This is a genomic window from Sporosarcina sp. G11-34 (assembly GCF_026931025.1).
The window spans coordinates 72,872-98,708 of sequence record NZ_JAHNZW010000010.1; the positions used below are offsets into that span (position 1 = coordinate 72,872).

Annotated in this window: 20 protein-coding genes, 1 pseudogene and 1 other annotated feature; of the genes and pseudogenes, 19 read left to right on the forward strand and 2 right to left on the reverse strand. The window is 38.7% G+C overall.

Annotated features, from left to right (window positions below; translation table 11 throughout):
- The first annotated feature begins 147 nt into the window (after positions 1–147).
- The 12 genes and pseudogenes from hemA (at position 148) to KSU66_RS15095 (ending at position 13,385) form a co-directional block, all read left to right on the forward strand.
- Positions 148–1,512, forward strand: a complete 1,365-nt coding sequence (hemA, locus tag KSU66_RS15040; RefSeq protein WP_269052287.1) for a glutamyl-tRNA reductase — start codon at positions 148–150, stop codon at positions 1,510–1,512.
- Between the two features lie 62 nt (positions 1,513–1,574).
- Positions 1,575–2,405, forward strand: coding sequence for a cytochrome c biogenesis protein CcsA (gene ccsA / locus KSU66_RS15045; protein WP_269052288.1), 831 nt, complete (start codon positions 1,575–1,577; stop codon positions 2,403–2,405).
- Positions 2,406–2,435: 30 nt separating this feature from the next.
- Positions 2,436–3,374 (forward strand): hydroxymethylbilane synthase, encoded by a 939-nt coding sequence (gene hemC / locus KSU66_RS15050; protein ID WP_269052289.1) that lies wholly within the window; start codon positions 2,436–2,438, stop codon positions 3,372–3,374.
- Positions 3,361–4,128: a uroporphyrinogen-III synthase gene (locus KSU66_RS15055; protein WP_269052290.1), complete on the forward strand. Its 768-nt coding sequence runs from the start codon at positions 3,361–3,363 to the stop codon at positions 4,126–4,128. The genes hemC and KSU66_RS15055 overlap by 14 nt, the downstream gene beginning before the upstream one ends.
- Positions 4,121–5,101, forward strand: a complete 981-nt coding sequence (gene hemB, locus KSU66_RS15060; RefSeq protein WP_269052291.1) for a porphobilinogen synthase — start codon at positions 4,121–4,123, stop codon at positions 5,099–5,101. Before KSU66_RS15055 ends, hemB begins: the two co-directional genes overlap by 8 nt.
- Positions 5,102–6,397, forward strand: coding sequence for a glutamate-1-semialdehyde 2,1-aminomutase (hemL, locus tag KSU66_RS15065; RefSeq protein WP_269052292.1), 1,296 nt, complete (start codon positions 5,102–5,104; stop codon positions 6,395–6,397).
- Between the two features lie 362 nt (positions 6,398–6,759).
- Entirely contained in the window at positions 6,760–7,482 is a 723-nt protein-coding gene (locus KSU66_RS15070; protein WP_269052293.1) for a hypothetical protein, read from the forward strand.
- Positions 7,483–7,708: 226 nt separating this feature from the next.
- Positions 7,709–7,960 (forward strand) — a binding site (T-box leader).
- Between the two features lie 61 nt (positions 7,961–8,021).
- A complete protein-coding gene (locus KSU66_RS15080) occupies positions 8,022–10,667 on the forward strand; it encodes a valine--tRNA ligase (protein WP_269052295.1) in 2,646 nt (881 codons plus the stop codon).
- Between the two features lie 332 nt (positions 10,668–10,999).
- Positions 11,000–11,476, forward strand: coding sequence for a type IV pilus modification PilV family protein (locus tag KSU66_RS15085; RefSeq protein WP_269052296.1), 477 nt, complete (start codon positions 11,000–11,002; stop codon positions 11,474–11,476).
- Between the two features lie 15 nt (positions 11,477–11,491).
- Positions 11,492–11,584, forward strand: a pseudogene (locus tag KSU66_RS21455) (prepilin-type N-terminal cleavage/methylation domain-containing protein); the annotation flags it as partial.
- Between the two features lie 9 nt (positions 11,585–11,593).
- Positions 11,594–11,953, forward strand: a complete 360-nt coding sequence (locus KSU66_RS15090; RefSeq protein WP_269052297.1) for a hypothetical protein — start codon at positions 11,594–11,596, stop codon at positions 11,951–11,953.
- A 13-nt stretch (positions 11,954–11,966) separates the two neighbouring features.
- A complete protein-coding gene (locus KSU66_RS15095; protein WP_269052298.1) occupies positions 11,967–13,385 on the forward strand; it encodes a hypothetical protein in 1,419 nt (472 codons plus the stop codon).
- A 187-nt stretch (positions 13,386–13,572) separates the two neighbouring features.
- On the opposite strand, the gene KSU66_RS15100 is transcribed toward KSU66_RS15095, so the two are convergent.
- A complete protein-coding gene (locus tag KSU66_RS15100) occupies positions 13,573–14,370 on the reverse strand; it encodes an ATP-grasp domain-containing protein (protein WP_269052299.1) in 798 nt (265 codons plus the stop codon).
- Positions 14,367–15,233, reverse strand: a complete 867-nt coding sequence (locus KSU66_RS15105) for an ATP-grasp domain-containing protein (protein ID WP_269052300.1) — start codon at positions 15,231–15,233, stop codon at positions 14,367–14,369. Before KSU66_RS15105 ends, KSU66_RS15100 begins: the two co-directional genes overlap by 4 nt.
- Before the next feature lie 62 nt (positions 15,234–15,295).
- Here KSU66_RS15105 and KSU66_RS15110 point away from each other — a divergent pair, with 62 nt between their 5' ends.
- From KSU66_RS15110 to KSU66_RS15140, 7 genes are all read left to right on the forward strand, one after another.
- Complete coding sequence (locus KSU66_RS15110; RefSeq protein ID WP_269052301.1) at positions 15,296–16,525, forward strand: bifunctional folylpolyglutamate synthase/dihydrofolate synthase; 1,230 nt, start codon at positions 15,296–15,298, stop codon at positions 16,523–16,525.
- Between the two features lie 112 nt (positions 16,526–16,637).
- Positions 16,638–18,338 (forward strand): sensor domain-containing diguanylate cyclase, encoded by a 1,701-nt coding sequence (locus tag KSU66_RS15115; RefSeq protein WP_269052302.1) that lies wholly within the window; start codon positions 16,638–16,640, stop codon positions 18,336–18,338.
- Positions 18,339–18,362: 24 nt separating this feature from the next.
- Entirely contained in the window at positions 18,363–20,087 is a 1,725-nt protein-coding gene (locus tag KSU66_RS15120; RefSeq protein ID WP_269052303.1) for a sensor domain-containing diguanylate cyclase, read from the forward strand.
- Positions 20,088–20,365: 278 nt separating this feature from the next.
- On the forward strand, positions 20,366–21,799 hold the full coding sequence (locus KSU66_RS15125; RefSeq protein ID WP_269052304.1) for a VanW family protein: 1,434 nt from the start codon (positions 20,366–20,368) through the stop codon (positions 21,797–21,799).
- Between the two features lie 18 nt (positions 21,800–21,817).
- Positions 21,818–23,482 carry a GspE/PulE family protein gene (locus KSU66_RS15130; RefSeq protein ID WP_269052305.1) on the forward strand — a complete coding sequence of 555 codons (1,665 nt, stop codon included), beginning with the start codon at positions 21,818–21,820 and terminating at the stop codon, positions 23,480–23,482.
- Between the two features lie 11 nt (positions 23,483–23,493).
- Positions 23,494–24,537, forward strand: a complete 1,044-nt coding sequence (locus KSU66_RS15135) for a type IV pilus twitching motility protein PilT (RefSeq protein ID WP_269052306.1) — start codon at positions 23,494–23,496, stop codon at positions 24,535–24,537.
- Positions 24,534–25,739, forward strand: coding sequence for a type II secretion system F family protein (locus tag KSU66_RS15140; protein ID WP_269052307.1), 1,206 nt, complete (start codon positions 24,534–24,536; stop codon positions 25,737–25,739). The genes KSU66_RS15135 and KSU66_RS15140 overlap by 4 nt, the downstream gene beginning before the upstream one ends.
- Positions 25,740–25,837: the final 98 nt, after the last annotated feature.

A 25,837-nucleotide genomic window follows, 5' to 3' on the forward strand; every position in this document is an offset into this window, starting at 1 on the left:
ATTACTTCAATACTATATTTGAATAACTGTCAACAGTGCTTCTAACCATTGTACGACATAGGTTGTTCATATTTGGCACATGAAAAATGATGTATTTATGTTATACTAAAAAGCAGGTAATAGAATTTGAAAGGTGTGATCACCAAGGTGCATACAATTGTAGTAGGTGTCAATCATCGAACAGCGCCTGTTGAGTTGCGAGAGAAATTGTCTTTTGTTGAAACAGAACTGGCGGAAGCGATGCAAACTTTACAACAACAAAAAAGTATTTTAGAAAATATAATTATATCTACATGTAATCGGACCGAAGTGTATGCTGTCGTCGATCAACTTCATACAGGTCGATACTACGTTAAACGATTTTTAGCAAATTGGTTCAATGTTCCAATGGAATCATTTGCATCCCATTTAGTCATTAATGAAAACGATAAAGCAATTGAACATTTGTTGAAACTTTCAGCTGGAATGGATTCCATGGTTCTTGGTGAAACGCAAATACTGGGGCAAGTACGTGATAGCTTCCTTGAAGCGCAGTCTATCGGTACAACAGGTACGGTATTTAATGAATTGTTTAAACAAGCCGTGACGTTTTCGAAAAGAGCACATTCAGAAACTGGTATCGGCGCAAATGCTGTGTCCATATCTTATGCTGCAGTCGAGCTTGGAAAACAAATATTTGGTTCATTGAACCATAAACATATTGCGATTCTTGGAGCCGGTGAGATGGGAGAACTAGCCCTTCAAAACTTACAAGGTAGCGGTGTGGAAAAAGTAACGGTACTGAATCGAACATTTTCGACAGCGAAAGAAATGGCGGATAGGTTTGGCGGAATAGCGAAGCCGATTAACGAGTTGCAATGCTCACTTATTGATGTAGATATTTTAATAAGTTCAACAGCTGCAACAGATTATGTGATCGATTATGAGCTTATGAAAAACCTAGAGCGTGTACGTAGAGGTAACCCGATTTTCTTAATAGATATCGCGGTACCTAGAGACTTAGATCCTCGAATAGCTGAAATTCCGAACGTGTTCCTCTATGATATTGATGATTTACAAGGAATAGTTGACGCGAACCTTGCAGAACGTGAAGAAGCTGCAAAAGAAATCGGGTTAATGATTGATGGGCAAATCACTGAATTTAACGAATGGCTTGTAACACTTGGCGTTGTTCCGGTAATAACGGCACTTCGTGAAAAAGCGCTACGAATTCAGGGAACAACGATGGAAAGTATATTAAATAAAATGCCGGACTTAACAGAACGTGAGAAAAAAGTGTTAAGCAAACATACAAAATCGATTATTAATCAACTGCTTAAAGATCCGATTCTACAAGTAAAAGAACTTGCTATGGACCCAAAATCGTCTGAGAAGATTGAGTTGTTCCAACAAATATTTGGCATTGATGAAGAAGTTGAAAAAGAAAAAGTAGCATTGGCAAAGTCAGCGCAAGAACGATTGAGGAAACGGGCAGATGGCGAAACTCCAGCATATCCCAACCTAATTGTGTAAAAGGTCGTTAAATAGATGTTGAATCCGAGAAACCTTCTTCTTTTAGGAAAGGCTGGGTCGTTATGGCTGATATAATGATGACAAGGCTGCACGAGTGGATGGTCGTCTTATACGCAGTCAGCCTTGTGTTTTATTTTATTGATTATTTGAATAAAGATAGGATGGCACATCGAAGTGCTTTTTGGATATTGTTAGTTGTTTACGTCATGCAAACAGTATTTCTAGTTATGTATATCGTTGAAACGAAGCGTTTTCCTATATTATCTCTATTTGAGGGAATTTATTTTTATGCGTGGCTGTTAATTTCAGTATCAATTTTGTTGCATTTGTTTTCTAAAGTAGGGCATGCGGTTTTTATTTTAAATGTTATTGGCTTTATTTTTATGACGATTCATACATTTGCACCAAACCAGATTAGCAATTCAGCCGTAGGCGAAGCGCTCATATCAGAACTTCTATTCATTCATATATCATTTGCAATCTTGTCTTATGTTGCATTTTCGATGTCGTTTGTTTTTGCAATACTATATCTTATTTTATATAAACTTTTGAAAAAGAGAAAATGGTCAAAACAATTTGGTCGTTTACCCTCGCTTCAGCAGGCAGCATCAGGTATAAAAATTGGGATTATTACAGGCATCCCTTTTCTTCTAATTAGTCTAATTCTCGGCGTGCAGTGGGCTTATATTGCGTTGGATGAATGGTCGCTTCTCGATATGAAGATTATAGGTTCCTTTTTTATACTTATTGTGTATGCAGTTGTTTTGCTTTTCATGCAGATGGGCAGGTTAAGAGGAAATAATGCCGCATGGGCGAACATTTTCGCATTTTTATTTGTTATTATCAATTTTTTCCTGGGCAGTACGCTTTCAGGATTCCACTTTTGGATATAAACGTAGCTCATTATGAAAGGTTGGGTCAGATTGAGAAAAATTATCGTAGGTTCAAGAAGAAGTAATCTTGCAATGACACAAACGAAATGGTTTATTGAACAAATGAAGGAAGCCGGTGCACCGTTTGAATTTGAAATTAAAGAGATTGTAACAAAAGGCGACCAGATTCTAGATGTAATGCTGTCCAAAATAGGCGGAAAAGGATTGTTCGTTAAAGAAATTCAGGACGCTTTATTTAATAAAGAAATTGATTTTGCGGTACATAGTATGAAAGATATGCCTTCTCAAATCCCTGAAGGTCTAATGATTGGCTGTATTCCAGCACGAGTAGATGCACGTGATGCATTTATATCAAATGGCCATGTGAAGTTTTTAGATTTACCAATTGGCGCGGTTGTGGGAACTTCAAGTTTACGTCGTAGTTCACAGCTACTTCTGTTACGTCCAGATCTTGAAATTAAATGGATTCGTGGAAATATCGAAACACGATTGAGAAAGTTGCACGACGGCGAATACGACGCAATTTTACTTGCAGCGGCGGGAATGAAGCGTGTTGGATGGGGCGATGAAGTCGTCACAGAATTTATGTCAGTTGAAGATTGTCTTCCAGCTGTCGGTCAAGGTGCGCTCGCAATCGAATGTCGTTCAGATGATCAGGAACTACTACATGAGCTGAACAAAGTTTCCGATGATAAGACGTGGAAAGAAGTCGAAGCGGAAAGAACATTTTTAGTAGAGATGAATGGCTCTTGCCAGGTGCCAATCGCTGGATTTGCAGAATATGACGGGACGAATGTTAAGTTCACTGGTTATATAGCTTCTCCAGATGCAGTGCAAGTTTTCAAGGAGACGGCTATTAACACAGATCCGGTTGAGGCAGGAAAAATTGTCGCGGAAAAATTGCGTGAACAGGGTGCTTCCAAAGTAATCGAGAAAGTGCTGGCGGACATGGAAAATGAAGAGCAGTAAACCGTTACATCATCAAACTGTCGTTTTCACAGGGACGCCTAAATCACAAGACGTCTTTGAAATGGTGAAAGAATACGGTGGAGTACCAGTATCCCTTCCATTGATCCAAGTAGCAGAATTAGTCCAATCTACGGACCAATTACGCTTGGATGCTTGTGCTACCTATGACTGGCTAATATTTACGAGTCAAAGTGCAGTCGCGGCGTTTGGCGAAAAGTTGAAACGTCATGATTTTTCTGTAGATTTAATTACGGCAAATATAGCGGCTATCGGAACACGAACAGCTGCAGCGCTTGAAGAAATCGGGTTTTCGGTTCAATTTATACCGACAGTTTTCAGTGCAGATGTATTTGTAAAAGAATTTGATCCAGTCGAAAATGATTTGCGACGTCTTCTATTTTTAAGGGGGACAATTGCAGGACCTACAATAAGTGAAGAACTGCCATTTGAAGTTGATGAGTGGACAGTATATGAAACTAAAAAAGTAGTAGAAAATGCGGGGAAATTAACGGGTTTATTACAAACTGAAAAAGACGTATCCGTATTATTTGCAAGTCCTTCAGCTGTCCAAATATTTGCGGAAGAAGTAGCGCCGCATACAGGTTGGGAAGGGTATACGATTGGTGCAATCGGTCACGTGACAGAACGAGCGCTTATTAAAGAAGGCGCATCTGTTGATGTTCGTCCGGATATCTATACATTAAAGGATCTTGTTGATAAATTGGCAAACCGAAAGGATGTTACGATTGACTAACTTGAATTTCCGCCGAAATAGGCGCTTACGCAATACAGGTACATTACGCTCAATGGTAAGAGAAACCATTTTACAAAAAGAAGATTTTATCTATCCGATATTTGTCGTCGAAGGCGATAACATTAAAAACCCAGTAGACTCGATGCCGGGTGTATATCAATTATCACTTGACCATCTAGCAGCTGAAATTGATGAAGTTGCTTCTCTTGGAATACCATCCGTTTTATTATTCGGTATTCCGAAAGCTAAAGACGAGATGGGATCCGGAGCTTATTCGGATGAAGGAATTGTTCAAGAAGCGACTCGTTTTATCAAAGCGCGTCATCCGGAACTTGTTGTAATTGCGGACACTTGTCTTTGCCATTACACTAGTCACGGTCATTGCGGAGTTCTTGAGAACGATGTTATCCTAAACGATCCGTCACTCGAGCTCTTAACAAAAACAGCAATTAGCCAAGCGAAAGCAGGGGCTGATATTATTGCACCTTCTAACATGATGGACGGCTTTGTTGCGGCGATTCGTCAGGGACTTGATGAGGCAGGCTTTGCGCATATTCCAATTATGTCGTATGCAGTTAAATATGCTTCGGCTTATTACGGACCATTCCGAGATGCAGCAGATTCTGCACCGCAATCGGGTGACCGTAAAACGTATCAAATGGACCCGGCAAATCGACTCGAAGCAATTCGTGAAGCTGAATCAGATGTTGCTGAAGGTGCTGACTTCTTAATCGTTAAACCAGGTCTTTCTTATTTAGATATTATGCGCGATGTGAAAAATAACTTCACGTTACCTGTTGTTGCGTATAATGTGAGCGGCGAATATTCAATGGTAAAAGCTGCTGCTGGTAATGGTTGGATAAATGAAAGAGAAATCGTTCTTGAATCACTTACAAGTATGAAGCGTGCTGGGGCAGACTTAATCATGACATATCATGCAAAAGATGCCGCGCGCTGGTTGGGGGAGAAATAATTGGGTAAAGATTATCAGAACTCTAAACAAGCGTTTAAAGAAGCAGTTGAATTAATGCCAGGTGGGGTAAACTCACCAGTTCGTGCATTTGGATCTGTAAGTATGGATCCGATTTTTATGGCGAGCGGAAAAGGTGCAATGATTACGGATATTGATGGCAATGAGTACATCGATTATGTATTGTCGTGGGGGCCACTTATTCATGGTCATGCGGATGCAAACGTTGTAGAAGGTATTAAGCGTGTTGCTGAAACAGGTACAAGCTTTGGTACACCTACTCTAGCGGAAAATGAACTCGCAAAACTCGTCATTAAACGTGTGCCATCGATTGAAATGGTTCGTATGGTTTCGTCTGGGACTGAGGCTACAATGAGTGCTTTGCGTCTTGCACGTGCTTATACAGGCCGTAATATTATCCTGAAATTTGAAGGATGCTACCACGGTCACGCGGACTCACTTCTTATTAAAGCAGGTTCGGGAGTCGCAACTTTAGGATTGCCAGATAGCCCAGGCGTTCCAGAATCAATTGCACGTAATACGGTGACTGTCGCTTATAACGACCTTGAAAGTATTAAAGTGATGATTGAGGAATTTGGCGATGATTTGGCTGGTATTATTGTTGAACCAGTTGCTGGTAACATGGGTGTTGTTCCACCGGAGCCAGGATTTTTAGAAGGACTTCGTGAACTAACGACAGCTAACGGATCACTTCTGATTTTCGATGAAGTTATGACTGGTTTCCGCGTCGGTTACAACTGTGCGCAAGGACATTTTGGTGTACAACCAGATATTACGTGTCTTGGTAAGGTTATTGGCGGGGGACTGCCTGTTGGAGCTTACGGAGCGTCACGTGAGATTATGGGTAACGTCGCGCCGTCGGGTACTGTTTATCAAGCGGGTACGTTGTCGGGTAATCCTTTGGCAATGACTGCTGGTATAGAAACGCTGAAAAAATTAACGCCTGAATCATATGATTACTTTATGAAACTTGGTGATCAACTTGAGGCTGGTTTCTGTGCGGCTGCTGAGAAATATAATATTCCTCACACTGTTAACCGTGCGGGTTCAATGATTGGCTTCTTCTTTACGAATGAAAAGGTTATTAATTATGATAAAGCGAAGACGTCTGACTTAGCATTTTTCGCTGAGTACTATCGTTTGATGGCTGAAGAAGGTATTTTCCTTCCGCCTTCACAGTTTGAAGGGATGTTCTTGTCAACTGCGCATACTGAGGAACATATTGCGAAAACAGTGGCAGCATTCAATACTGTATTTGAAAAGCTTTCTAAAAAGTAATGTAAAATAGACACTTGAGTCGATTTCATAATAAGTATTTAGCGTTAAAACCCAAATAATATAGATTTGCGTTCCAGGCGGACGCTGTCCGTGGGGCGGGCGTTGAGTCTCCTCGTCGCAAAAACGCTCCTGCGGGGTCTCATCTGTCCCGCTAATCCCACAGGAGACGCCGCCTTCCACTTCAATCAACTGATGATAGACCATTTCATTGTAGTAGCAAAGGGCTTTAATCGATTAAATTTAAAAAAGAGGACAATTCGTTTGAGTTTGAACGAATTGACCCCTTTTTTAGTTACTATCATCTTCTAACTAGTAACCCTAATGCATACAATTGTTTGTGAAGGAATAGGAGGAGATACTAAATGAAAACAGTCCAATGGCAGATGCAAGAAAACTTTAAATTCCCGGCCTCTACTGGCGTGCCAACAGGTGTAGAAACAGTTAAAGTGACTCCGAGATTTACAATAGACAGAACAGAAGCCTCTGTGAGGTTAACTGGTATTTATCATCTTGCTGTAAATGTTGAATTTGACGGTGAAGTGAACGAACTGTCTGAACGGATCGAAGATGAAGACGTTATATTTATTGATGATGTTGATACTCAAGGAGAAACTGGATACTTTGAATACGCAATTCCATTTAACATCGATTTACCGCCAGAAGCGGATGATCCTTTGAATATTGTTACGACGAATGCTGTGTGTGAACAGAACGGACAAGGTGCTCTGGGCTTAATTTGGGATGTGGAATGTTCATACAGGCAAGTCATTATCGTGCAAGAAGAAAGTCCAGAGCAAAAATCGGCTCACGCAGAAGCAAAATTAACTGCAAAGGCAGATCTTGAAGCCGAAGAAAAATCAGAACCAGAAAAAGAATCCAAAGTAGTATTGAAGACGGAATCAGCAGCGGAATCAAAAACTGAAAACGAGCCAGTTCTAGAACAAGAAGAAGCCACCGAAATCCTACTAGAGACTGTGAGCTTTACTGAGAAAGATGAAGTGTTAGCGTTTTTAATGGGTCTAGAAGATGCTTATTCGGCAACTTCGTTTCGTTCAAATGATGTCCCTGTGCAAAGCGAAAGCTAATCCGGCAAGAACACAAAGTAATAAAAAGTCTCCCGCTGTGGGGATAATTAATAATCTGATTAACTGAAAAACTGCAATAGGCAACATAATGTTTTTGCAGTAACATCTTGTTCTTCGGAGCCAAGGCGGTAATAAATATGGATTATATCCTTTTCTCATAACACAATCCTTTCGTGATATACTTGACGTCTATAGCACTATTCCGTTATAATTGAATCAACTGCATAATGATGCGATGAACGGGATAGTATGTGAAACTGTTTTCTACAGAGAAGGGACCAATGCTGAAAGGCCCTGTAAATAGGTCATTGAATGTCACCCGTGAGCAGTTTTCGTGAACATGATGAATTCCTAATTGGAAAACCATCACTTAAAGTAGCGAAAACCGGTTTGAAGCCGTTAGATAATTTTTGAGGTGTACATTTATTTGATGTGCACGAATAAAGGTGGTACCGCGAACAGCTCCTTCGTCCTTTTTAAGGCGAATGGAGTTTTTTTATGGAAAAAAATAATTAGTTGGAAATAGGGAGGAACTTATTATGTCAAAAGACGAATTAACGATGCTGACAAAGTACGATCCGCTGTCGATTGAAAAAGGACGTTATGAGTGGTGGCTTAAAGGTAAATACTTTGAAGCACAACCTGAAAGTGATAAAGAACCATATACGATTGTAATTCCACCACCAAACGTAACGGGGAAACTTCATCTTGGACATGCTTGGGATACAACATTACAAGATATTTTAATTCGCATGAAGCGCATGCAAGGATATGATGCACTTTGGCTTCCAGGAATGGACCATGCGGGAATCGCAACACAAGCACGTGTTGAACAACGCCTACGTACTGAAGGGAAATCACGCTATGATTTAGGACGCGAGAAATTCATAGAAGAAACATGGAACTGGAAAGAAGAATACGCATCACATATACGTGATCAGTGGGGGAAACTTGGCCTCGGACTTGATTATACACGTGAGCGTTTTACGCTAGATAAAGGATTATCAAAAGCTGTTCAAGAAGTCTTTATTACAATGTATAATAAAGGTCTCGTTTACCGCGGTGAATACATTATTAACTGGGACCCTAAAACAAAAACTGCCTTATCTGATATTGAAGTAATTCACGAAGATGTGCAAGGTGCATTCTATCATATGCGTTACCCACTTACAGATGGAACTGGCAGCATCGAAATTGCGACAACACGTCCTGAAACAATGCTTGGAGATACTGCAGTTGCGGTACATCCGAAAGATGAACGTTACAAACATCTTGTCGGAAAAATGATTACATTACCGATTATTGGCCGTGAAATTCCAATCATTGCAGATGATTATGTTGATATGGAATTTGGTAGCGGTGCAGTGAAAATTACACCAGCACACGATCCAAATGACTTTGAAATTGGAAATCGTCATAATTTAGCACGTATCCTTGTGATGAACGAAGATGGATCTATGAATAATCTTGCTGGAAAATATGAAGGCATGGATCGTTTTGATTGCCGTAAAGAAATTGTTAAAGACCTACAGGAAAGTGGCGTTCTCTTTGAAATTGAAGAGCATCTACATTCGGTTGGTCATTCAGAACGAAGCGGCGCGGTTGTAGAGCCTTATTTATCAACACAGTGGTTTGTTAAAATGCAACCACTTGCGGATCAGGCAATCGACCTTCAAAAAGGCGAAGACAAAGTTACCTTCGTCCCAAGTCGTTTCGAAAACACTTATTTACGATGGATGGAAAATGTCCATGACTGGTGTATTTCACGACAATTATGGTGGGGTCACCGAATTCCGGCTTGGCATCATAATGAAACAGGCAAAATTCATGTTGGTCATGAAGCGCCTGCAGATATTGAAAACTGGAATCAAGATGAAGACGTATTAGATACTTGGTTCTCATCAGCATTATGGCCGTTTTCTACAATGGGTTGGCCAGATACTGAAAACGAGGAATTCAAACGCTATTACCCAACAGATGCACTCATTACAGGATATGATATTATATTCTTCTGGGTATCACGCATGATATTCCAAGGCATCGAATTCACAGGAGAACGTCCGTTTAAAGATGTATTAATTCACGGGCTCGTTCGAGATGAACAGGGACGCAAAATGTCCAAATCACTCGACAACGGTGTCGACCCAATGGATGTTATCGATAAATATGGGGCGGATGCGTTACGTTATACACTTTCAACAGGAGGAGCACCTGGACAAGATATCCGTTTCTCAATTGAAAGAGTAGAGGCGACGTGGAACTTTGCCAATAAAATCTGGAATGCTTCTCGTTTCGCATTAATGAATATGGACGGCATGACATTCGATGAAATTGATTTGACAGGTAAGAAATCAGTTGCCGATACATGGATTTTAACGCGCTTAAATGAAACGATTGCGCAAGTAACAAATCAAGCCGAGAAATATGAGTTCGGTGAAGTAGGGCGCTCATTGTACTCATTCATCTGGGATGACCTTTGTGACTGGTACATCGAGATGGCCAAACTACCATTGTACGGAGAAGACGAAGATGCGAAGAAGATGACGCGTTCTGTTCTTGCGTATGTTCTTGATAATACGATGCGTCTACTTCACCCGTTCATGCCGTTCATTACGGAAGAGATTTGGCAGAACTTACCGCATGAAGGCGAATCGATTACGATTGCTGCATGGCCGGTTGTAGATGAGTCGCTTTCAGATAAAGAGCGCGCATCTGAAATGAAATTGCTAATGGATATTATTCGTTCAGTTCGAAATATCCGTGCAGAAGTAAATACGCCGATGAGTAAAGAAGTTCCTTTATATATTTCAACAAGGGACGAGGCAACGGCGGGAATCTTAGAAGCAAATCGTATGTACATCAATCGTTTCTGTAATCCAGAAACACTAACAATCGGTAAAGATATTTCAGCACCAGGCAAATCAATGTCCGCAATCATCACAGGCGCAGAATTATTCCTACCGCTTGAAGGATTACTAAACATTGACGAAGAGCTTGCTCGTTTAACGAAAGAGCTTAAGAAATGGCAAAGCGAAGTGAAACTTGTTCAAGGTAAATTAGCGAACGAACGATTCGTATCTAATGCACCTGAAGCAGTAGTAGCTGAAGAGCGTGCGAAAGAACAAGATTATCTAGAGAAATACGCTACGGTTGAGAAGCGTATGAAGGAATTGAAAGAGATTTAATTAAGAAGGTTGACCCCTGTTGCTTAGTGCAATGGGGGATTTTTTTGTTTTGGAAATCTGTTTTAGTGTGAGGTTGTCTGGTCAGGTTAAAATATATAGTAAATTGGTTTTGAGTTTTTAAAAACAATATACATAAAAAGTCGTGTATGATTGAATATTATTAAAATAGTCTTTGCTTAAAATTGTCCGAGTATGGTAATATAGGTTTATATTACTTTGATATTACCTTTAATGTGCTAGGTTAGTAGGTATAATGAATTATTATTAATGGTGTTATTATTTATAGACAGGCCATTGTACGTGAAACTATGTTCAGTAAGGTGGGGTAGGCTGTGAAAAAGTATCTTCAAAATGAAAAAGGGCTGACACTTGTCGAGGTATTAGCAACCCTCGTCATATTAGGCATAGTCTTTGTAGGAATCATGAATATTTTCCCGCAGATGACATTATTTAATGCGAAAACGTATACAAAGCTTGATACAATGAATCTCGCACGGCAGGAAATGGCGGATATTAAATCAAATGAAATGATACTGTCAGAAGAAACGCCTTTAGTTAAGTTTACTGAATCCATTAGTGGAATCGACTATTCAAGTCCCGAAGGTCCAAAAAAGGAAAATGAAGAAGACTATTATGAATTTACTAAAGAAAATGCAGATAACGGATACAAATATGAATTACGTTTCTTTACTAATCCAGACTTCGATGGAGACATCAATACACCTGCACTTCATAAAATTCACTTAATAATAAAAAAGGAACAAAATATTTTAAGCAGCGAAATTTACGGGTATGTGGAAATAAAATAGGTTTTAGTATTGGAGGTGTGGGATATCAATAATAAATATTTGAGGAATCAAAATGGAATAACGCTAGTTGAACTTCTAGCTACACTTCTGATATCTTCTCTGGTTTTTATTATTCTAATGACAACAATATCAATTGGTTTTAAATATAATATTTCCGAATCAAAAAAAGTTCGACTACAGCAGGAAGCGAACCTAGTTATTGCAACGATTACAAATAAGCATCGTCTGGGAGAGTGTTACAACTTAGATGAAAAGGACAAGAAGTTATATTTTTATAAATGCGATTCCGATGAAAATATGATTCTAGAAGGTAGTGTAACAGGAAATAAATTCAATTATGAAGTTGATACAAGTGAGTTTTCAGGGTATCCCAAAAAAGATAATTTGGAACTAAAACTAATCGTTATTGATCCAGATAATAGTAATCTAAAAGTAGAGATTCAATCTACAATATCTAGGATTAAAACAGACAATTAAGGAGGGAATAAAAATGGGTAGGTTGCAAGATGAACGTGGGTACACGCTGGTAATCGTCTTATTAATGATTGTCTTATTTTTAAGCATTTCGACGGTATTTATTAAAACGTCACTAAGTCATGCGCAACAGGAAAAATCTGTAGATAATAATAATCATGCAGTGGTTGCGGCAGAGATGGGAATAGAAAGATATTCAAAAGAGGTTCAATTTGAGCTCAAGAAAGAATTTAGGACTTTACATGCACAAGCAATTAATAAAATGAAGAAAATCGAAGAAGAAGTAAAAAAATATCCTGGAAATAATCATATCTATATTACTTGTGAGAGTAAAGTTGATGTTGAAGCTTGGATAAATTGTAATATTAACGAGCTTGAAAAAGAACTTACTAATGAATTGAATAATTCGATTCAAACCTATTTAACTGAAGTTGAAAATACTAAGAAGGAAATAAAAATTGATAAAGACTTGATTTATTCAGTTGAAAAATTTGGCTTTGACGTTGATGCTAGTAATGATGATGAAATCCACTTAATTCTTCATGTAGTTGGAAAAAAAGGTTCGTCAAATGGAAAATTACTTACAAGTAAGCTTACGCTACCAAATCCAAATTTTTTAGACCCTGAAGAGACAGTGAATGTAGAGACTATTGTAGGTTCAAAAATCGAGAAACTTACTGATTTTTTCCCGCAATTATCGGATAAAGTGCTGAGTAAATGCCCTGTTTTGCCAGTGAAAAATATGCCTCCATGTGAATATACCGGTGAATTAACTACTAGTTACTTAAAAAAAATTAAAGACCAAGGATTCGATAGTTCCTTTTATATTAGGGCATCAAAATATCCAAATCAATTAAACAGTTTCAGTGGATTTGGTATTCCGTTATATGCTTTGGAAGGGGAGATTATTAGCGAACCTAACCTAAATAGTGCAACAAATATTAGTATGTATTATAAAGGTATCTTGGATTTAAAAAACACGAATAATCATTCGAATCATAACTTTTTCATGGCAGAAATAATAACATTGCATAATAATCAAAATGTTATTGATAATACTTTAATTGTAGTTGGGAATGAGAAGAAGAGTGTATTTACAGCACCAAAGATAATGATTGGCAATGGCTCCAAATTATGTGTTAATCTAGATGGTGTTACACCAAACCCTTCTGATTTATTTAAAAAAATTAGTCATAAAGATTACCTTTCAGTGGAGGGAACCGGAAAAATTTATCTTTATTCAAGTAAGCATGTTGAAGAAGATACTAAATACAATACTTCAAATGTAAAATATTATAATGATCCATCCAAATTTTTAAGTGCCTGCGGTGTAGGAGTATCATACTCAACAGGGGGTTCAGAATATATAACGATACCTAGTATAATAGATTCTATTAGTGATGATATGGATATGGAAGTAGAATACAAACCATAAGAATTATCTAGTAATAGTGAATACTCGACGAAGGTAATCTACACGTAATTATCAGACCAACCCACTTAACGATGAAAAATACAACAATCCAACAATTGAAGTGAAATGAAAAAATGAAAGAAGTCATCCTATAGTTTCGGGGTGACTTTTTTATATGAATTTATTATTGTCGAATAAAGCATTTGGATCAGTAACTTGAAAATCGTATCTTAATAAAGTTTACTAATCTCTCCGCAACTGAAACATCATGTGTCGCATACAACGACCTTGCACCCACAGGATCCTCAATTTCATTCAATAGCCATCTCCCATCAGGCAATAGAAGAAAATCAATGCCGATGTAATCACTTTTCAAAGCCCGTGCAATCGTAATTGCTTCTTTTTCTTGCCAACTAGAAAGTGTATACTTTTCGATTGAACCACCTAGTGTATAGTTCGATTTGAACGAACCGTTGCCGGTGCGTTTTACGGCACCGAATACTTCTTCGCCTATGACAAATACCCTTACGTCTTGGGCGCTTGTTTCGATATAAGGCTGTGCAATGATTTTACGTAACTTGTGAGCTGTAATGAATTTAGACGCCTCAAATGAATCCTTGCACAGTTCTACCTCTGTTCCGCCATGTCCGTCTACTGTTTTTAGGACAATTGGATATTGTGAAAGATCTTCAACCATGGTTACTAACTTTGTCGGCACGGTGGGAATGCCGAGAAGTATAGCCAATTCATATGTTAACCACTTGTCATTGGCGATTCTGTTTACTTCTGCCCTGTTAATAACACGGAACCCTTGTTGTTCAAATGATTTTGCCTTTTCTGGATTGCGGTCTCTAAACAAAATGAAGTCAGCGTCCGGGTTTGGCTGTTCTTCATCCACAATTAGCTGTAGTTCAATGTCAATTATCACTGCTTGGCTAATTAAGTCCTCGATAAACTTATAATTCCTAACTGATTCTTCCTTGGAATAATAAATGTAACCCTTCATTCGATTTTCCTCAATATGTAAGCGATCATCGCATCCGCGACGTTAATACCTGTAACATTATAGATGTTCCGTATGTGTGCAGCTGCATTTACTTCGCAGACAAGTGGTTCTTCATCTTCGCCAAACAACAGGTCAACTCCCGCGAATTCCGCGCCTACAGCTTCAGCAGCTCGTATAGCTAGACCTTTCTGCGCTTGTGTTAACTCGATGACTTCCGCTACTCCACCATTGGTAATATTCGCTCTAAAGTCTGTTTCCGAATGACGATACATCGCCGCGACAATTTCACCACCCACTATATTAACACGAATATCGCGGCCTCTACTTGATACGATAAATTGTTGGAACACGTAATCGACACCGCGCAATTCATCAGTCTTCGCATAAAACGCTTCTTTGGTTTCAATTAAATAAACCCTCATGCCAAATGAACCGTGACCTTCTTTAATGATCATTGGCAACCCAAGCTTTTTGAGCACTTTTTCGTAATAGCCCGAATCGGCAATTGTAAATGAAGGATAAACTTTTGGCGCAATGATTGTTTCAGGCATGGCGATACTGTGCTTCGCCAATTCAAGGTATTGATTTGCTTTATTATCACAAGTTTCGATAACGACGGGGTCATTAAATACAGGAATTCCGTGATTTTTCAAGAATTTAGCAAGTAGAATGTCTTTATCAAGAAAAACGACAAAACTAGGTGGCGAATCAAAATTACCCGTGAGATCCATCGTCACTTCATAGTTTCTTTTCAACTCAGCTTGAACACCTGCGCGCTCAGCTGCTTCTTTTATGAGTACGGCCTGATCTTTAAACTTATCGCTTGTTAAACTTCCATTATAAATTACCCAACAACTATACATTGTGATTCCTCCGGTCATGATATACTTTCACTAAAGTAATTTTACCATATGGAGGGGTACCTTTGATTCCAAAACTAAAAGAATATAAAGAACGTTGGGGAATAAGAAGCGACGATACAATTAAACCTGGCCTTGAAGCCATCGAAAAAGCACTTGTGAAACTTGGAAATCCCGAGAAAGAGCTAAAAGTAATCCATGTTACGGGAACAAATGGGAAAGGCTCTACAATCGCTTTCATGGAATCTATTTTAAAAGAACACGGATATACTACAGGTGTCTTTTCGTCACCAGCTATCATCGACATCCACGATCAAATCCGAATCGACGGAGAACCGATTACTGTAGAGGAATTAAATGTGTCATTTGAAATGATGAAAGAAGCAGGGCTAAGCGATATGCTGACTGACTTTGAACTATTGACAGTCGCAGCCTTTGTGACGTTTGAAAGAATTGGTCCAGACTATGTTTTGTTGGAAACGGGAATGGGGGGACTTTTGGATAGTACGAATGTCGTGATTCCTTTGGTTTCAGTCATTACATCGATTGCACTTGATCATTCATCATTTCTTGGCTCGACTGTGGAAAAAGTAACGGAGCATAAAGCAGGAATAATAAAAGAGGGCACGCCGATAGTTACGGGTCCTTTATCGGAAGAGGCACTCCAAATTGTCCGTCGCATCGCTGTAGAGAAGGGGAGTCTTCTGCTGAGTTACGGAGACCAGTTTGTTATGGAGATAGGAGAAAGGGAATTATTTAAAGGTCAGCAAGACTTTATCTTGGATGTACGGAAAATGAAGGGGCCGCATCAAGGTGTGAATGCTGCGTTAGCAATTGAAGCGCTCTTGTTTGCGGGTGTTGCTCTTTCGGAGAAGTCAGTTGCCAAGGGAGTTGCCAATACACAACTTGCACATCGGTTCCAGGAAATCTCACCTGGTGTCTTTATAGATGGTGCTCATAATCCAGCTGCCGCAAAAGCGTTGACCGAAACAATCATGATAGAGTTTCCTGGTGAGAAGGTGGATTTTATTATCGGCATGTTAAAAGGAAAAGAAATTAAGAAAACATTGGATGAGCTAATTCCTGTTGCGGCATCCTTTACATTCCTGTCATTTGACCATCCAAATGCGGCAACTGGAGAATCATTGATGAAAAATTGTGACCATAAAAATAAAAGCGTGACAAAATTGGTAGATAATACTATAATACTATCTAAGGAACACGAAAGAAGGATAATAGTCACGGGGTCATTGTATCTCCTCGCGAGCCTTAAGTATCTACCTATAGATGGATAAGATTAAATAAAAGTAAATAACTTTCAGAGTAGTGACAATTTTGTTTGAATCTGATAAAGTTTCAGTGTCTTCGGTTATCCCTAGACTTATTAAATTGGGGGTGGATTTAATATTGAAGTTAATAAATAGGTCCACTGTCCAATTGCTTTTAATATGGCTACTAATCGTTCCGCCCGGCTTTATTTATATATTTTTTACTTATTATCCGGAAGAGATTAACTGGTTAAACGTATTCCTGTTCGCTGGTTTTGGATTCTTAACGGTTTATTTACCTATTATGAGATTCGGCAGGCCGATTTTATTAGTGATGTGCGTTACAGTACCTGCTTTTTTAATGTACGGGCTAATGGTTGAAATAATTGTTATGCAACTGGCAATCTTAGCTAGGTTTTTCATAACTAGTAAAATACCGACATTAAATCGTTTGTTATTAAACTCTACACTTTTTTTTCTATTATCCATAGGTAGTGCATTCGTATTCAATCTTATTGGTGGGAAAATAGGGTCATTCGAATTTTGGCCTCTTATACTAGCAGTGTTTTGCTATCAGTTATTCCATACAATCGCTAAGGATTTATTGTTTAAATTGTATTGGGGCTCACAAAAACGAGAATTACTCGATTATACGAAAGGTTACCTCTTGAATTATGCGGTGGTACTGGTTATTCTCCCACTCTCTCTGACATTATATTTTCTCATTAACTATATTGGCGTAGGCGCATTTTTTTTAGTAGGCGCACCATTCCTTTTTATCGCCTATATTTTAGGGCTATATAATGATTCAGAAAAAATTAATGATAATTTAAAGCAAGCAGGCAAGATCGGGCACGGACTTTCGAATAATTTAACTGAAGAAAAAGTTATCGACCAGTTTGTTCAGAAAGTTTCTGAAATGTTTAATGCGGAATATGTCTATCTATTCGATCATAAGGATGGATGGCTTGAATCAGTCCGCTCATATGAAGCAGGTGAATTCGTAAATGTAGATTTCGATCGTATTCCATCGGGAGACGGTATTATTGGATCGGTCCTTATGGAAAACAAACCTGTCATCTACTCCAATAGAGAAGAATGGGAAAGTGAATCCAAAGATTATACACCGGAAGGTATACAAAGTGTTCTTAGTGTACCAATTACACGGAATCAGAAGGTTGAGGCGGTCCTCTTTCTATCAACTGCGAATAGGGATGCATTTGAAGAATATCAACTTAAAATATTGGATATTCTTTGTTCTTATTTCACAGTATCTATTGAAAAAGCGCGTAATGTTGAAGCGTCAGTGATGAAGAGTGAGAGATGTGCGTTAACGAAACTTTATAATTATACATATATCGAGGAACGGCTAGAGTTAGAAATGATGAAAGTAAACAATGGTACATTAGATGAACTATCGGTATTAATGCTGGATATTGATCATTTTAAAAGTATTAATGATACATATGGTCATCAGAGCGGAAACGAAATCTTGTATAGCATTGCTAGAATACTCGAAAGTTTAGCTCCTAAAGATGGTGTTGTTGCTAGGTATGGCGGCGAGGAATTTGTTTATTTACTTCCGGGCCTATCAAAAATGGAAGCAAAACGTTTTGCTGAGAAGATCCGTCAAAACGTTCAGCACCATTTATTTCAGGTCAATTCGGACCTTGGAGAAGACATACCATACTTAGAGGTTACGATTACGGTTAGTATTGGCGTTTCCGGGGCTCCGGAGGATACTGATGAAGCAAAAACGCTTCTTCGCAATGCCGATCGATCACTTTTCCTAGGTGCAAAACAAGCGGGGCGTAATCGCGTAGCCGGCTATGTGAGATAATGAGTAGGTGGGAGGCGGGGGAGAATGCCAGTTTCGAAAAAGCAACAACTCATAATGTTTTTCGTTTGGATCCTTATCTTTTTCCCCTCTATCTATGTAGCCTATACTTATTTCCCATCCAGGGAATTGGATTGGACGAATGTATTAATTCTGTTTTCTATTATGCTTGTGACGATGTTACTGCCGCTACAATTTCAAGACGTTACAATTTCACTTGAGCGATGGTTAACGTTAACTATATTCTTTCAGTACGGTGTATTTGCAGAGTTTCTCTTTATTCAATTGGCTGTATTCAGTATCCTTTTTATTGAAAAAACGGCTTTGCCGTTAACCCATAAATTTTTTGTGAACTCTACAATATTTAGTATTATTTCAGTTGGAAGTGGATTTGTATTTCACTATGCAGGAGGTGTTATCGGAACGTTAGACTTTTCGGACATCTTCTTTTTTGGGTTGCTTTATGCCCTTACGTACACAGTATTAAATAATCTGTTGTTAAAAATATATTTTCATTTCAATTGGCGCGTTTACTCACTTCGTTCCAATGGTGCAATATGGGATTATATATCCACAATAATTTTATTGCCCTTCAGTATATCTCTTTATTTTTTGCACGCGAACCTAAACAATAAATCGATAATACTTGTAGGGATACCTTTCCTCGTTGTTTTACTAATACTAAGAATGTATAACAACTCTAATAACTTGAACGAGCAATTATCGCATGCGGGAAAAATTGGCCATGAACTTGCGGATCGACTTATGTTCGGTGAGGTCATTCAAACTTTTCTTGAAATGCTGCGGGGTGTTGTCCCTTACGATTATGCATATGTAGTTGATCTAAGGGGGGGCCGGAAGTTAATCCCACTTATGGCATCTGAATCTGGAATCATAATGAGTGATGTAGACAGTATTATTTTCTGGGCAGATAAACAACCGGATGATGGTCTGGATTCTTATTTTTCTAGAATTTACTTTAATGAAAAAGAAGTCAGCTCATTGAAAAACATTCAGTTTACACACGGGCTTGAAAGTGCAATCACAGTGCCCATTATTCGTAATGGCCAAACAGAAGGGTTTTTAATTATGACCTCGGGTTGTAAGAATGTATTTCAAACGGTCGACATGAACATCCTTGAAATATTAACAGGCTATTTTTCAATATCCTTGGAAAAAGCAAGGTTTTACGAAAATACGATTGAAAAAAGTGAACGATGTGGATTAACGAAGTTGCATAATTATCGTTATCTTGAAAAGAAATTAAATAATGACATGTTTGAATTTCATACAGGGAAGATTGACGAACTATCTGTAATTATGTTGGACATAGATCATTTTAAATTGATTAACGATACATACGGACATGAAAGTGGAAACGATATACTAATTAAGCTCGCCGCCTTACTTAGGTTGTTCGCTTCTCCTGAGGACACAATTGCTAGGTACGGTGGGGAGGAGTTTGTAATCGTATTACCAGAATGCTCGAAAGAAATGGCTGGGAATCTAGCAGAAAAAATACGTTTGGAAATTGAGAAAACGATTTTTGAAATCATACCAGACTTATCGGAGGACCGAACCCCGGTCGACGTTTCTATTACAATTAGTCTTGGTGTTGCGACAGTTCCTGGAGATGCAAAAGATGCGAAAGGTTTACTGAGAAATGCTGACCGTGCACTTTATATTGGCGGGAAACAGGCAGGAAGAAATCGGGTTGGGATCTATCAAGGTGATAAAGTATTGGTGCATTGAGAAGTGGTGCTGGAAAAAGAGTATTCAGCATACACAGTATTCTTTCTGCGCCTTTTTTGGGTAGAAAGATAGGGATAATGACCTGTTCTTGGCGAAAGTTCTTTGAAGTGGAAATAAATTGTCGGAAAAATGGTTGCTTATTCCTACTACATTGTATAAACTAAGGTCTATGGAAATGCAACCTAATTCTAGAATTAGCTATATTTGATAAATCTGAACTACTAAAGTAAGTTTATAGTTTGCAATATTCGCATTAATAAAGGTGGAGGGACTTTCAATTGAGATTAAAATACTTTTTTCCTATATTCACGTGGACTGCATTGATCGTTTTCGTTTTATATCAAGCAATACTTCCTTCATCTACTGCGTTAGCTAATAGTGATGCTGAAGTTAGCAGGATTGGCAGTATGGAAATTATCTCTACAAAGAAAACGGATCTTAAATCACAACTATCTACTGAGGTTACGAAATGGAAGCAAAATGACATTATTGTACAGGGAACAACTGCGAAAGTTGTCATCCCAAGCGATTACATTAGTTTCGATATAAACAAAACAGTGGATTTTTATATTGCCGCTACTTCATCTCCGTGGTACAACTTTTGGGAAGGCAATAAAAATATTGAAATTCCAATTGAAGTCATGGTAGATGCTAGTGTGTATGATTTGTTCGCCGATGCGCCTTTGTTTAACGCTGAAGAAACTGTTGCAGCAATAAAGAATCATGCGGGATATCTAAAAGAGGGAGTAATCCTTGCGGAAGAAGTTCCACTCACGAAAGATTTACTAGAAAGAATTTCATTTGAAATACAGGACGTTGTTGTTGATGGGACAGGCATCTCACAAATCGTTGAAGAGCTAGATGGCGTTATCATACTGAATAAGGAGCAGTTTTCTTTCTTGGAAGTTTTAGAAAGAGTAGCCGGTTATTACACAGATGAAACTGCCAATTTCACCGCTTCAACATTGTATAGTGTCGTATTACAAACAGAACTAGATATTCAAGAGCGGCACTCGCAAAATGTGAAGCCTAAGTATTTGGAACCGGGAATTGAAGTGAAAGTTGATCCGAACAGAAGCCAAGATTTCTCGTTTAGTAACCAAACAAATCGACCAGTAATCTTGGGAGCATCCATTAAAAATAGCAGATTATTAATTGAACTCTACTCATTAAAATCAGATTACGAGGTTACTTACGAAATAAGGAACGAGGAAATCGTCGAGCCGCGAACAATTAATCGACTAACTTATGATTTACCGATAGGTGCAGTGAAAGTTGAAGAGGCTGGTAATAACGGTTTACGTGTTCAGGTTTACAAAATGATTAATGAGAAAAATGGTTCGTTTTCTGATGAAGAACTCGTTAGTCGCGACTTTTATCCACCTAAGAATAAAGTTGTTTTAGTTTCTTCAAGAGAACCTGCTGAAGTGATACCTCCTAAAGTAGATGACTCTGGAGAAGTAGCTGTTGATGGTGAAACAACGACTGATACTGGTGGCTCAACTAACACGAGTAACTCTGACGACACAGGAAGTGTTACTGGCCCTAGTGGTTCGCAGACGACTGATTCAATAGTCGAAGGCAGTGATATTAAAAAGAGCAATACAGAACAAAGTAACCAAAATAATGAAGACCAAGACAATAACAATCCTAATTCTGATGGAAGTTATTATGATAAAGGCGGCAACCTAATAACGCCCGATTCAAAGTAAAAGGAGTGGGATGCCGACGTGAAACCAAATGCCCGTAAACGAATTGGTGACTTATTAATAGAAGCAAATTATATTAATAATGACCAACTTCTAGATGCGCTAAAAAATAAAAGTCGCGATGAAAAAATCGGTGATTATTTAATCAATCAGCAACTTATTACAGAGCAACAACTCATACAAGTTCTTGAATTACAGCTAGGAATTCCACTTATCCATTTGGGACAAAATTCAATTGAGCCTGAACTCATTCAACTAGTTCCAAAAGAACTAGCAAAACGGGCAAATATTATGCCTGTAAAAATCGAAGGCAACAAGCTCTTAGTAGCTATGGCAGATCCCATGGACTACTTTACAATTGAAGAGTTACGGATGGCGACAGGTTATCAAATCGAAGTAGGAATTGCTGCAAAAGATGATGTTTTTCGAGCAATCACTAGGTATTATGATTTACAAGAATCTATGGATGATGCACTAGATGATATTATTCCAGCGGATTATGAAGATGAAAATCAAATAACTGATGAAGATTCACCGATCGTAAGGCTCGTCAACCAAATTATTGCAAATGGTGTCGCACAACGTGCAAGTGATATTCACTTTGACCCCCAGGATAAGGCGTTGAAAATTCGATACAGGGTCGATGGCGTATTACGGCATGAGCGTTCACTACCGAAAAACATGCAAAACATCATTATTGCACGTGTGAAAATAATGGGTAATTTAAACATTACAGAACATCGAATACCCCAAGATGGTCGCATAAAATCCACCGTGAACTTACGACCTATTGATATCCGCCTTTCGACTTTACCAACGATTTACGGCGAAAAAATTGTCATGCGTATTTTAGATTTAAGCAGTGCGATAAATGATTTAGACATGCTTGGATTTTCCGGTGATAATTTCCTCAAGTTTAAAAACATGTTAGACAGGCCGAATGGAATTATTTTAATTACCGGTCCAACAGGTTCGGGAAAATCATCTACACTTTACGCTGGATTAAATCATTTGAATAACGAAGAAGTGAACATCATTACGATTGAAGATCCTGTAGAATATCAACTCGAGGGGATCAACCAAATTCAAGTACGCGAGGAAATTGGCTTATCATTTTCATCCGGTTTACGGTCTATTTTGCGACAAGATCCAGATGTCATTATGGTCGGGGAAATTAGGGATATGGAGACAGCGCAAATAGCGATACGTTCTTCACTAACAGGTCACCTCGTATTAAGTACCTTACATACGAATAGTGCCATCGATTCGATCTCTAGGTTAACGGATATGGGCATTGAAACGTTTCTGTTGTCTTCTTCACTCATTGGTATTATGGCCCAACGACTCGTTCGTCGAGTGTGCCGAGATTGTAGTGAAGTTCGTGCGCCAAATGAACACGAAACAAAGTTTTTTGAACAATACGGCGAAGAAGTTACCCAGATTACACAAGGGCTGGGATGTCCGTCGTGTAATGGGACAGGTTACCGAGGTCGATTAGCACTTCATGAAATACTATCAATAGATGATGCCATTAGGTCGCAAATCTTAAATAAAAGTAGTTCCCAGGAAACGCTTAAATATGCCAGAAGCAAGGGGTATAAAACACTTGTGGAAGATGGGTTACAAAAAGTGTCCGCGGGGCAAACGACGATTGAAGAAGTGCTACGTGTCGCAACGTCTGATTAGGATGTGATGGAATGCCGAATATAATTGTACAACTTTTAACGAAAGCTTATGAAGAAGGGGCTTCGGATTTACATCTTTCTTATGGAATACCGGCTGTGTTTCGCATCGATGGGCAATTACGCCAACTCGATGAACAGACATATACTTCTGCAGAATTAGAAAAGATGGTCGCCAATATACTCCCTGAATCTAAAGTAGAAGAATTTGAAACAAAAGGGGAAACGGACTTTAACTATCCGCTTCAAAACCTTTGTCGTTTCCGTGTCAATGCGTTTCATCAGCGCGGAGAAGTTTCGATTGCTGCTCGCCTTATCCCGTCCAAAATTCCGACGGTTGAAGACTTGGGAATGCCGACAATATTATACGACTTGGCCAATAAACACCAAGGACTTATATTAGTTACCGGGCCTACGGGTTCAGGTAAGACAACTACACTAGCGTCGATGATTGACTACATTAATACGAATACAGCCAAACATATTATTACGCTTGAGGATCCAATCGAGTATTTACACGAACATAAGAAATCCATAGTCAATCAACGTGAAGTTGGTACCGATACCCAAACTTTTGCGAATGGATTACGGGCAGCATTACGTCAAGATCCTGAAGTAATATTAGTCGGTGAAATGCGAGACTTAGAAACGATTTCAACAGCGATCACCGCTGCTGAAACAGGTCACTTAGTATTGGCTACGCTACACACAAGTAGTGCTGCGACAACGATTGACCGGATCATAGATGTCTTTCCACCGCATCAACAAAGCCAAGTACGAATTCAACTTGCAAACGTATTGCAGGGGATTGTTGCGCAACGATTATTTGTTAATAAAGATGGTAGTGGACGTGTGGCAGCTACCGAAATATTAGTTCGAACATCTGCGATCGCGAATCTAATAAGGTCAGAAAAAGTACATCAAATCCAAAACGTTATTCAAACAAGTCGTAGTTTAGGGATGCACACACTAGAAGTCTCAATCCAACAACTGATCTCGAATGGAACAATTAACTACAGTGAAGCAAAAGAGTATTTGAGTGAAGGTGATTATGAGTGACCATCTACAAATACATTGGACGAACGGCGGCAGGTGGCTTCAAAAAAGGGATTGTCGATGCTGAAACAGAGAAGGCAGCAATCGCAAAACTACGAAGACAGGGGATAAACCCCCGCGAAATCGAAGAATCAAAAAGTATTCTTCATAAACAAATTTCATTTGGTGCACAAGTTAAAAATGAGGATTTCGTTGTCTATTGTAGACAGTTTGCAACGCTGATTCGAGCAGGGATTTCAATCGTCGAAGCGACACAAATTTTGGCAAATCAAACAACGAGCAAGATGTTAAAACAAGCTTTGTTCTCAGTAGAAGAAGATATCCGGACAGGAATGCCATTTTCGAATGCGGCAAGTAAACATGAAAAAGTGTTTCCGCCGTTATTCATCAATATGATTCAAGCAGGCGAAGCGACAGGTAATTTAGATGAAACCTTGGAACGATTAGCTTTCTTTTACGAGAAGCAACACACCTTAAAAAAGAAAATCCAATCAACACTTATGTATCCTCTAGTTCTTCTAATCATTACAATGATTGTTGTTGTATTTTTAATGCTAACTATTGTTCCAACGTTTACCGAAATGTTTGCAGATTTTGGGGCAGAACTACCGTTTATCACATTATTCGTAATGGCGATAAGTGATTGGATTAGAGGTTTTTGGTGGATTATGGTGATCGCTACACTCGTTACAGTGTTCGGATTTCACTATTTGTTTAAAAATAATAAAGAATTTCATTACCGCACTCATTATTTCTTACTGAAGATGCCGATTTTCGGGAAGTTACTTCAAAAGGCGGCAATTGCACGAATGTCTAGGACATTATCTTCACTCTTTAGTAGTTCCGTCCCTATTCTACAAGCACTTTCAATCGTTGAAAGAGTGGTAGGGAATCCAGTAATGGGACAAGTTATTTTAGAGTCTAGATCCAGTTTGGAAAAAGGCAATACTTTATCAGCACCACTGAAAAAAAGTTGGTTATTTCCACCACTTGTGACACAAATGACCACAATTGGAGAAGAAACAGGATCACTCGACTATATGTTGGAGAAAATCGCCGACTTTTATGAAGCGGACGTCGATAGAACGGTAGATACGCTAAAATCGTTAATAGAGCCCCTGATGATTGTTTTTCTAGCTGTTATCGTCGGTACGATTGTGCTAGCGATAATGGTTCCGATGTTTAGTTTGTATGAACAAATATAGAAAAGTTTAATGGGCAACTATAGAATGCACGTTGTTATCCACACAACACTAAAATTAATCACTTTAAGGAGGTGAGGTTGCGGATTTATACGAACGGC